Annotated in this window: 7 protein-coding genes; 5 read left to right on the top strand and 2 right to left on the bottom strand. The window is 69.6% G+C overall.

All coding sequences use genetic code 11. The features are described from left to right. The coding region (locus ACWGI8_RS09865) for a hypothetical protein (RefSeq protein ID WP_453659617.1) at positions 1-1,175 on the top strand (1,175 nt) is incomplete at its 5' end. A 318-nt stretch (positions 1,176-1,493) separates the two neighbouring features. On the opposite strand, the gene ACWGI8_RS09860 is transcribed toward ACWGI8_RS09865, so the two are convergent. After that, entirely contained in the window at positions 1,494-4,127 is a 2,634-nt protein-coding gene (locus ACWGI8_RS09860; RefSeq protein WP_453659616.1) for a bifunctional FO biosynthesis protein CofGH, read from the bottom strand. Positions 4,128-4,280: 153 nt separating this feature from the next. On the opposite strand from ACWGI8_RS09860, the gene ACWGI8_RS09855 reads away from it, so the two are divergent. The 4 genes from ACWGI8_RS09855 to ACWGI8_RS09840 all read left to right on the top strand — a co-directional run bounded on the left by ACWGI8_RS09855 (position 4,281) and on the right by ACWGI8_RS09840 (position 10,537). Beyond that, the gene (locus ACWGI8_RS09855) at positions 4,281-4,796 is read left to right on the top strand and encodes an SseB family protein (protein ID WP_453659615.1); all 516 of its coding nucleotides are present in this window, start codon (positions 4,281-4,283) and stop codon (positions 4,794-4,796) included. Next, positions 4,793-5,440: a hypothetical protein gene (locus ACWGI8_RS09850; RefSeq protein WP_453659614.1), complete on the top strand. Its 648-nt coding sequence runs from the start codon at positions 4,793-4,795 to the stop codon at positions 5,438-5,440. Before ACWGI8_RS09855 ends, ACWGI8_RS09850 begins: the two co-directional genes overlap by 4 nt. Then, positions 5,440-10,122, top strand: coding sequence for a putative T7SS-secreted protein (locus ACWGI8_RS09845; RefSeq protein WP_453659613.1), 4,683 nt, complete (start codon positions 5,440-5,442; stop codon positions 10,120-10,122). Before ACWGI8_RS09850 ends, ACWGI8_RS09845 begins: the two co-directional genes overlap by 1 nt. 238 nt (positions 10,123-10,360) lie before the next feature. Further along, entirely contained in the window at positions 10,361-10,537 is a 177-nt protein-coding gene (locus ACWGI8_RS09840; RefSeq protein ID WP_453659612.1) for a hypothetical protein, read from the top strand. Between the two features lie 182 nt (positions 10,538-10,719). Here the strand turns inward: ACWGI8_RS09840 and ACWGI8_RS09835 are convergent, their stop codons facing one another. Next, complete coding sequence (locus ACWGI8_RS09835; RefSeq protein WP_453659611.1) at positions 10,720-11,136, bottom strand: ATP-binding protein; 417 nt, start codon at positions 11,134-11,136, stop codon at positions 10,720-10,722. Positions 11,137-11,252: the final 116 nt, after the last annotated feature.

The following is an 11,252-nucleotide window of genomic DNA, read 5'->3' as shown; positions in this document are numbered from 1 at the left end:
CCCCGGCCCGCGCCGGGGCCGCCGCCTCCCTCGCACGGACCCCGCCGCGCCTCTTCGGCCGCCCCCCCGGGCTCGCGGGCGGCCAGCAGAACGCCCTGATCCCCGCGGTCAGCCGGTACGGGCAGGAGGCCCGCCCGTACGCCCTGGTGGTCTGCACCGTCGCACTGGCCACCCTGCTGCTGCTGCGTGCCCTGGACCGCCCGGCGAACCGGTGGCGCTGGGCGGGCTACGCCCTGTCCCTGGCGGTCGTCGGCCTGCTGCACCTGCTGGCCCTGACCGTGGTCGCCGGGCACCTGGCCGCGGTGGCCGGGCGTGCCCGTTCCGAGCGCCGCGTGCTGTGGGGCTTCTCCGCAGCGGCACTGGCGGGAGTGGCCTGTGCGGCACCCGTGCTGCTGCTGGGCAGAGCGCAGGCCGGGCGGCAGATCTCATGGATCCCCGAACCCGACGCCTGGGGTCTGCTCACGGTGTGGCCGCAGTTGTGCGTGTCCGGCCTGCTGGCCGGGGCGATGACGATCCCTGCCGTGATCGCGTGGCGGGAGGACCGTGCCGCCGCCCTGTTCGGCACCGCGGTGGCGGTGCTGCCCCCGCTGGTGCTCTGGGCCCTCTCGCACGGGGACGTCTCGTACTTCTACCCCCGGTACCTGCTGTTCGTCCTCCCGGCATGGGCCGTCCTGGCCGGGGCGGGACTCGCCGCGGCACGATCCCGGACGCTGGTCGCGGCGGCCCTGGTGGTACTCGCACTGCTCACGCTTCCCGACCAGAAGCCGCTCCGGGAGACGAACGGGCACTCCTGGCAGGGCCTGGACTACGAGGGAGCGGCGCGGACCATCGAGAAGTTCCACGTAGCAGGCGACGCGGTGGTCTACGACCGGGCGGAGGAACGCATGCTCGGCGTCGGCGTCGGCTTCTACCTGTCCCGCGAGCTGAAGATGCGTGATGTCTTCCTCGCCCAATCGGCCGCCGACCGCCATGACCTGTCGTCGGCCGACTGCCCGGTTCCGGCCCGGTGCGTGGGGGCCGAACGCCGCGTCTGGGTGGTGGTGCTCGGGAACACCTGGGATCCGCTGCAGGCGCTGTCCGGCGCCCAGGCGCAGGCCCTTCGGGCGCACTACGAGGTGAGCGGAACCGAGCGGCTGAAGGGGCTGACCGTGGCACTTCTGAGGCGCACGGGCTGAGCGAAGGGACCGGTGGGCGGCTCTCGGCGCAGCCCGCGGAACGGTCGGGGTCTCGGGCGAGCGCGGGACCGACCGGCGTCTCGGCCGGTACCCGGGCCGGCCCGCGTACCGGCGCAGCGCGCGGACCGGCTCAGCAGACCGGTCCGCGCACCAGCTCGGCCCGCAGACCGGTCCCGCTCCCGCTCAGCCCGCGTACCGGACGCGCACGCTCAGTACACAGACCGGCCGCGCACTCGCTCAGCCCCGTCAGCACCGGTCCCGCTCCCGCTCAGTCCGCGAACCGGACGCGCGCCCGCCCATTCCGCAGACCGGTCCCGCTCAGTCCGTCAGTACCGGCAGCAGTTCCGGCAGGTGTCCGTCGGAAGCGGCCGCGGCCGCCACGCGCTCCTCCGGCACCTCCCCGTACAGCGTCGTACGCGGCTTCGCCGGCCGTCCCGCCGCCTCCGCGATCGCGACCAGGTCCTGGATCGAGCGGTACGAGCCGTAACTGGACCCCGCCATCCGGGAGATGGTCTCCTCCATCAGCGTGCCGCCGAGATCGTTCGCACCGGAGCGCAGCATCTCCGCCGCGCCGTCCGCCCCCAGCTTCACCCAGCTGGTCTGGATGTTGGGAATGTGCGGATGCAACAGGAGCCGGGCCATCGCCGTCACCGCACGGTTGTCGCGGGTGGTCGGCCCGGGCCGGGCGATCCCGGCCAGGTAGACCGGTGCGTTGGTGTGGATGAAGGGCAGGGTCACGAACTCCGTGAAGCCCTGCCGCCCGGCCTCCAGCGCGGCCTGCTGAATCCTGGCGAGCGTACGGAAGTGGCCGAGCCAGTGCCGGGGCTGGTCCACGTGCCCGTACATCATCGTCGACGAGGAGCGGATGCCCAGCTCGTGCGCGGTGGAGATGACCTCGATCCAGGTGGCGGTGGGCAGCTTGCCCTTCGTCAGCACCCAGCGGACCTCGTCGTCGAGGATCTCCGCGGCCGTCCCGGGGATGGAGTCGAGCCCCGCCTCCTTCGCGGCCGTCAGCCACTCGCGGATCGACATCCCGGTCCGCGTCGCGCCGTTGACGACCTCCATCGGCGAGAACGCGTGCACGTGCATGCCCGGGACCCGCTGCTTCACGGCCCGTGCGATGTCGAAGTAGGCCGTGCCGGGCAGGTCCGGGTGGATGCCTCCCTGCATGCACACCTCGACCGCGCCGACGTCCCACGCCTGCTGCGCCCGGTCGGCGACCTGGTCCAGGGAGAGGGTGTACGCGTCTGCGTCCGTGCGCCGTTGGGCGAAGGCGCAGAAGCGGCAGCCGGTGTAGCAGACGTTCGTGAAGTTGATGTTCCGGGTGACGATGTACGTGACGTCGTCGCCGACGACCGACCGGCGGACGTCGTCGGCGATCCGGGTGAGCGCGTCCAGCGCCGGCCCGTCGGCGTGCAGGAGCGCCAGCGCCTCGTCGTCGGTGAGCCCGGTGGGATCGTCGGCGGCGGTCGCCAGGGCCTGTCGTACGTCCGTGTCGATCCGCTGGGGCACCATGCCGGGCGCGGCGGCCTCGCGCAGGGCCTCCCAGTCGCCGTACACCTCGTCGAAGTCGTCCCGGCGGTCGCTCGTACGCCCGTCGGTGTCGATGGTGCGGTGCAGGTCGGTGCGTCCGGCGGCCGTGAACGCCTCCTCCGGCTCCTGCCAGGGCCGCCCCTGCACGAGCGCGTCCTCGTCCGCCAGGCCCGTCTCCGGGTCGGCGAGCGCCCGTACGTGCGGCAGCAGCCGCGGGTCCATCCAGGGCTCGCCGCGCTGCACGAACTCGGGGTACACACACAGCCGTTCACGCAGCTCGAAACCCGCCGCCGCGGACTTCTCGGCGAGGGCGTCGATCTGCGGCCACGGCCGCTCGGGGTTGACGTGGTCGATCGTGAGAGGCGACACCCCGCCCCAGTCGTCGATCCCGGCCGCGATGAGCCGCCCGTACTCGTCGTCCACCAGGTTCGGCGGGGCCTGCAGACAGCCCGACGGCCCCATGATGTGCCGGGCGACGGCCACGGTGGCGACCAGGTCGTCCAGCTCGGCGTCCGGCATGCCGCGCATCGCCGTGTCCGGCTTGGCGCGGAAGTTCTGGATGATCAGCTCCTGGATGCCGTGGTACGCCCGGGAGACCCGGCGCAGCGCGAACAGCGACTCCGCCCGCTCCTCGTACGTCTCCCCGATCCCGATCAGCAGCCCGCTGGTGAACGGCACGGAACTGCGCCCGGCGTCCTCCAGCACCCGCAGCCGCACGGCCGGCTCCTTGTCCGGCGATCCGTGGTGCGGCCCGCCGGGCTCGGACCAGAGGCGGGTGGCCGTGGTCTCCAGCATCATGCCCATCGACGGGGCGACCGGCTTGAGCCTCTGGAAGTCGGTCCAGGTCATGACCCCGGGGTTGAGGTGCGGCAGCAGCCCGGTCTCCTCCAGGATGCGGATCGCCATGGCCCGTACGTACGCGATCGTGTCGTCGTACCCCTCGGCCTCCAGCCACTCCCGCGCCTCCGGCCAGCGGTCCTCGGGCTTGTCTCCGAGCGTGATCAGCGCTTCCTTGCAGCCCAGTTCGGCCCCGCGCCGCGCGATGTCCAGTACCTCGTCCGGCGACATGAACATCCCGTGCCCGGCACGCCGCAGCTTCCCGGGAACGGTGGCGAAGGTGCAGTAGTGGCACTTGTCCCGGCACAGCCGGGTGAGCGGAATGAACACGCTCTTCGAGTACGTGATGACCCCGCCCCGCCCGGCCGCCTCCAGCCCCGCGTCCCGCACCCGGGCCGCCGACGCGCAGAGGTCGTCCAGATCCGCCCCACGCGCCTGCAGCAGCACGGCGGCCTCGGTGACGTCGAGAGCGACACCGTCCCTCGCTCGCTTGAGGGCGCGGCGCATGGCGTTGTCGGTAGGGCGTCCGGCTGAGCCTGCGACCTGGTGATCGGGCTGGTGAGCGGCGTGGTCATCCGTCATGCAGTGAGCATACGAGCGCCCGCTGACAGGCAGAGGCCGGAAGGTCGCCAAAGAGAGCGCCGGTGGGGCCGGTGGCCGATTCCTCCTGGTGCGCCGCTCCCCCGCTCTTTCCCTCGTTGCTCGCGTAAACACCGGCGTGACACGATGCCGGGCGTGATCGACCAGGGGGACGACGAACCGAAGCAGAGCCGGCCCATGAGACTTGCCGACTTGGCCGGGGACCGGGCTCAGCCGACTTCGGGAGCGCCGCGCGGACCGCGAGCGCCGCGCGCACCGATACCGGCCACCGAGCCGCCCGGTGCTCAGGAAGCGGCGGCCGCGCGGCGCGAGTTCGCGGTACTGCTCGGCGAGTTCCGGCGTACGGCGGTACTGGTGCCGATCGACCCGTACGGCAGCCTGTGGACCGCCGACCAGGGCGGTGTCCGCTGGATCTGCGCGTTCTCCCACGAGGAGGCACTGGCCCGGTTCGCGCACGCGCAGGGGGACGCGGAGCGGGAGTGGACGTACCGGACGGTCCTGGGCGCGCGGTTGCTGGATGTGATGGTGCCGATGCTGCCGGGGCCGGCTGGTGTGGCGCTGGATGCGGGCAGCGAGGACGGGATGTTGTTCCCGCCGGTCGAGGGTGTCGTGCCGGAGTCGGCCGTTGTCGATATGGGGGATACGGAATGAGCGGGGACCACGCGGATCTCGCTGCACCGGCGGGCGCGCTCCAACAGATCGCGAAGGGCATCAACCTGGCGCATTCCGAGCTGAAGGACCTCACGGTAGGCCAGCAGGCGATCACGGGCCGCGGCTTCTCGGATCTGTCCCTGACGGGAGTGCAGTTGGGGCACGCGGGCCTGGCCGAGCAGTTCACGACGTTCTGTGAGCGCTGGGGTTGGGGCGTACGGGGGCTGATGCAGAGGGGAAACGTGCTCACGGCCGCGCTGGGCCTGTCGGCGGGCGCGTTCCATGAGCAGGAGCAGTACATCAAGGACACGTTCAAGATCGCGGTGAACGGGGTCAACGGAAACCCGCATCTGAGCGAGGACGAGGTCAAGGCCAGGAGCTGGGACGAGATCAGTTCGCAGACACCGTTCGACGGGGCCGACTGGAGCGGGGAATCGTTCAGCGAGGCGCACGGCGAGGTCAAGCAGACCTGGAAGGACACCGCGTACGACGCCATGTACTCCCAGATGGACTCGATGGAGAACTACGGCGTGATGGACCCGGCCATGCGCGAAGCGACGGAGAACAAGATCCGCGAAGTGCTGGAACCGTCCGAGGAGGCCGTCAAGCGCACTGAGGAACCGGTCCGGGGGGACAACAGCTGATGGACTGGGGCAAAGCCTTCAACGATGGCCTCGAAGCGGTCGGGGACGGTGTCGACTGGGGCAAGAAAAAGGTCGGCGAAGGCGTCGACTGGACGACGGACCGGCTCGGCGAGGGTCTCGACTACGTCGGCGCGGAGGGTTACGCCGACACCGTGGAGGACTGGGGCGACGACGCCGCGTCCTGGCTGGGTGCGGAGGTCGGCGAGGCGAAGCTCGGCGAGACCGAGGAGGCCAACGAGCTGATCCACGGCAAGCCCGGCGACATCACCGCGTCCGTGAAGAACCTGAGGGACTTCAAGTCGGCCTTCGACAGCGTCGGCCAGGGCCTGAAGGGCCTGGACTCCAGCCACTGGAAGGGCGAGGCTGCCGAGGCGTTCCGCGGCAAGTTGGAGACGCTCCCCACCGACTGGCTGCACGCGGCAGACGCCTTCGACGACGCGGCCAGGGCCCTGGAGACCTACGCCACGACCCTCACCTGGGCCCAGGGCCAGGCCAAAGAGGCCATCGCCCTCTACAAGAAGGGCGACGAGTCGTCGAAAACGGCGGCCGACGCCTACAACAAGAAGGTCGACGCCTACAACGCGGCCCGCGACGGCGACAACCCGCTTCCCAGGCCGGACCCCTTCACCGACCCGGGCAACGCCCAGCGCGAGCACGCCCACGAGATCCTCAACAAGGCCCGCCGCCAGCGCAACGAGGCAGCGGAGACGGCGAAGAAGTCCATCGCGGCGGCGATGGCGCACGCTCCGGCCGAGCCCTCGGCGGCGGACCGTCTGCAGTTCGACTTCATGGACTACAGCACCGGCACGAGCGCCGAGATGCTCCACTTCACCGGCGGCGTCGCCAAGGGCGTGGTCGGCCTCACCAACTTCGTCCGCTCGGTCAACCCACTGGACCCCTACAACATCACGCACCCGGCCGAGTACTACAAGAACGCCAACATGACCCTGGCCGGCATTGCCTCCACCGCGGCCCATCCGGACCGGGCGCTGAAGGGCGCGTGGGAGTCCTTCAAGGACGACCCGTTGGAGTTCTTCGGCCGCGCCTTGCCCGAAGTCTTTGGCAGCAAGGGCCTGGGCGGCGCCAAGAGCATCGCGGGTCGGGCGAAGGACCTCGCCGACACCCCGAAGGGCAAGGGTCGCGAGGGCCACGGCAAGGATCCCGACGGCACGAACCGCGAGTGCTCCAAACGGACATGTGCGGGCGATCCGGTCGACGTCGCCACCGGCCGGATGGTCCTGCCACAGACTGACGTCGTCCTGCCCGGCTCGCTGCCGCTGGTGTTCCAGCGCACCTTCGAGTCGTCGTACCGTGCGGGCGGCTGGTTCGGCCCGACGTGGGCGAGCACGGTCGACCAACGACTGGAGATGGACTCCGAGGGCGTCGTGTTCATCGACGAAGACGGCAGCCTGTTGGCGTATCCGCACCCCGCGCCGGGCGTACCCGTCATGCCCACCCACGGCCGTCACTGGCCCTTGGACGTAGACACCGATGGGGACTACACGGTCACCGACCCCGACACGGGCCAGGTCCGGCACTTCGCCACGCGCAGCACCGAGCAAGCCTTGCTCGCTCAGGTCGACGACCGGAACGGCCGCTGGATCACCTTCGAGTACGACGACGCCGGCGCCCCCACGTCGATCGTCCACCACGGCGGCTACCACCTGAAGCTCACCACGCACGAGGGCAGGGTCACCGCCCTGCATCTCGCGGGCGCGTCGGCGGACGGCTCGGACCAGGAGATCACGCGGTACGGCTACACCGACGGCCATCTCTCCGAAGTCACCAACTCCTCAGGCCGCCCACTGCGCTTCGGCTGCGACGAGCAAGGTCGCATCACGTCCTGGACCGACACCAACGGCAGTCACTACGACTACGTCTACGACGATCTCGACCGCTGCGTGTACCAGTCCGGTACGAACGGCCACGTCGAATCCCACTTCACGTGGGACGACACCGACCCGGACACCGGCCTGCGGATGACTTCCGTGACCGACGGGCTGGGGCACACGAAGCGGTTCGTGGTCAACGACCGCTCGCAGGTCGTGGCGGAGATCGACGCGAACGGCGAAGTCACTCGGTTCGAGTACGACCGCTACAACCGGTTACTGGCCGTCGCCGACCCGCTCGGCCACGTCACCAGCACCACGTACGACGAGCAGGGGCACCCGACCGCGGTGGTCCGTCCGGACGGCCGGGAAGTGTCGGCGGAGTACGACGGCCTCGGGCTCCCGGTGCGCATCCGGGGCGCGGACGGCCAGGTGACGCGCCAGACGTTCGACGAGCGCGGCAACCGCACCTCGGTCACCGACGCGTCGGGCACGACGACGCGGTTCTCGTACGACGGAGCGGGCCATCCGACGTCGGTGACGGACGCGCTGGGCCACACCAGCAGCGTGCGCTGTGACAAGGCCGGGCTTCCGCTCGAAGTCACGGACCCTCTGGGTGCCACGACGCGCTACGAACGGGACGCCTTCGGCCGCCCGGTTACCCTCACCGACCCGCTCGGGGCGGTCACCCGCCTGGAGTGGACGGTTGAGGGCAAGCTCGCACGACGTGTCGAGCCGGACGGCAGCGCGCAGTCGTGGACGTACGACGGCGAGGGCAACTGCACCAGCCACACCGACGCCATGGGCGGTGTCTCCACGTACGAGTACACCGACTTCGACCTGCTCATGGCCCGGACCGGGCCGGACGGCGTGCGGTACGAGTTCGCCCATGACACGAACCTGCGCCTGACCCGGGTCACGAATCCGCAGGGCCTGACCTGGGACTACGAGTACGACGCGGTGGGTCGGCTCATATCTGAGACCGACTTCGACGGCCGGACCCTGACGTACGCGTACGACGCGGCCGGGCGGCTGGCTTCCCGGACGAACGGCCTCGGCCAGAGGGTGCGGTTCGAGCACAACGCGCTGGGCCAGATCACCCGCAAGGACGCCGAGGGCTCCGTCACCACGTACGAGTACGACATCTTCGACGAACTCGCGGTCGCGGCGAACCCGGACGCGACGCTGACCCGGCTCCGCGACCGCTACGGGCGGCTCAGGACCGAGACGGTGAACGGCGGGAAGCTTGCCTTCGATTACGACGCCCTGGGCCGCCGAACAGGCCGGACGACGCCCGGCGGGGCCGTCAGCACCTGGTCGTACGACGCGGCGGGCCGCCGCACAGAACTGACGACCTCGGGCCGTACGCTCACGTTCGAACGTGACGCGGCGGGCCAGGAGCTCGCCCGTCACGTCGGCGAGACGGTCACGCTCACGCACGCCTTCGACGCGATGGGCCGCCTCACCGACCAGCACGTCACTGGTGCGGACCGCAGCCTTCAGCGCCGTGGTTACACCTACCGCGCGGACGGCAACCTCGTCGGCATCGACGACCAGCTCTCCGGCGTCCGTCGCTTCGACCTGGATGCGGTCGGCCGCGTCACCGCGGTCCAGGCGGCCGACTGGACCGAGCGGTACGCCTACGACTCGGCGGGCAACCAGACGGAGGCGTCCTGGCCAGCCTCCCACCCGGGCCACGAGGCGACGGGTGCGCGTGCCTACACCGGCACGCTCATCACCCGCGCCGGCAACGTCCGCTACGAACACGACGCGCAAGGCCGCGTCGTCCTGCGCCAGAAGACGCGTCTGTCGCGCAAGCCGGACACCTGGCGGTACGCGTGGGACGTGGAGGACCGTCTCGTCTCGGTGACCACCCCGGACGGCACGGTGTGGCGCTACCAGTACGACGCGCTGGGCCGCCGCACCGCGAAGCAACGCCTCGCGGCCGATGGAGAGGCGGTCCTGGAACAGGTCTCCTTCACCTGGGACGGCACCACCCTCTGCGAACAGACCACCCAGGCCGAAGGCCTGCCCAACCCTGTCACCCTCACCTGGGACCACAACGGCCTGCGCCCCCTGGCCCAGACGGAACGGGTCCTCGCGGCAGACGCCCCACAGGACACGATCGACGAACGCTTCTTCGCCATCGTCACCGATCTGGTCGGCACTCCCACCGAACTCATCGACGAATCTGGTGCCTTGGCGTGGCGCACGCGCAGCACACTCTGGGGTACGACGACGTGGGCAACGGCGAGCACGGCGTACACGCCGCTACGCTTCCCGGGCCAGTACTTCGACCCGGAAACCGGACTCCACTACAACTTCTTCCGTCACTACGACCCCGAAACCGGCCGATACCTCACTTCGGACCCGCTGGGGTTGGCTCCGGCACCGAATCCGGCCACTTATGTAAGAAATCCGAGCGTCTGCACCGACCGTCTTGGGCTCGCCCCCGACGCATGCCCGCAGGAAGGCGAGCTCCTCTATAGGGGCGACAGTAGATCTCCGCAGGAAATCAGGCAGGCAGGCGGATTCACGTCAGCCGTACCCGGTAGCGAGGTGTCGCTGTATGATCACGTCGTAAATCACACACCAAGCGACTATATTTCGACATCGCGGTCCCCAGATGTGGCGTTGACCTTCGCCAAACCCGGAGGGTACGTTTATGAAATAGAGTCACCCGCAGGCGGGATACACGTCAATAATGAGCTTGGCACCTTGAACCCAACACCATTCGAAAGAGAGATCGCCTTCAAGGGCGAGATACCCTTCAACAGGGTAACCAGAGTCTGGAAGATCGACGAGTTTTGGGAATTTGACGACGAGCTGGTGGTGTTCACCCGTGACAGCTAGAGGAATCATTCGCGTCTACGCACCAGAATCAAGGCCCAGCACTTTCCTTGATTCTGCGCTGGAATGGGATCTCTCTTCAGACGCGGCGCGCGTCAAGATAAGCCGCCCCGATGGTCCAGTATACGAATCACATGGCCCAAATCTGTGGGAATGCCTGAAGAGTATCCGAAACATCTGCGAGCCTCACGGCGTACGCCTCTGCTGCAACGGCTCCAGGACGGATTGCTATCCGTCTGGCATGGCAATTCAGATGGGAGGAGGCCACAAGGTCATCGTCAGGAAAATGGGACACCCCGTCACGGATTTGGATGCCGTCGTCAAAACCTTCGACCCTGCAGAACTAAACCAAGTCGGCACAGTACAAGAGCAGGAGACCTACTACCGAACCTGGCTCAGCAGCCTCCCGAGCGACTGACAGGGCGAGGCCCCTGCCGACGACGAGGGCGGCAGCGCGGGAGCGTCCACTGCGAGAACTGGACGTCGCGCGAGCCGCCGACGCTGCGCCCGTCCGCATCAGTGAGGCGGGTCACGGCCGCCATCTCGACCCGGTGAAGCCGGACAGCCGGTCGTGCACGCGTCTCCGACGGCAGCAACAACTCAGGGCAGTGACAGTTCCGCCCAGACCGTCTTGCCGACGACGCGGTCGGACGTGCCCCACGTCGTGGCCAGGGCGTTGACGAGGAGGAGGCCGCGGCCCGTCTCGGAGTCGGGGGCCGGCGGGCTCAGGGTCGGGGTGCGGTCGCCGCGGGCGTCGGATACCTCGATGCGGAGGGTCGTCGGGGCAAGCACGAGGCGTAGTTGGAAGTCCCGGCCAGGGACGCGCGCGTGGGAGACGGCGTTGGTCGCGAGCTCGGCCACGATGAGGGCCGCCGCGTCGGAGAGGTCGGTTCCGTACGGGACGCCCCAGTCGTCGAGTTGCTGGACGGCCAGATGGCGGGCCAGCCGGGCGCCGCGGCGGGTGGCGCTGAGGCGTTGGGTGAACTCGACCGTGGGGGTGGCGGTTTCGGCTTTCATGTCACTGAGCGTGGTCGGTCCGCCGTACCCTGACCAGGAGCGACGTCACGACGCTGGGTAATGGTACGGGTGCGGTCGGTGCACTGTCGGGGTGTCGGCCGTGACCGTCGGGACGC

It is taken from the genome of Streptomyces sp. NPDC054841 (assembly GCF_053611045.1).
The sequence above is the reverse complement of the archived record's forward strand: the minus strand, read 5'-3'. Positions and strand labels throughout refer to the sequence as shown.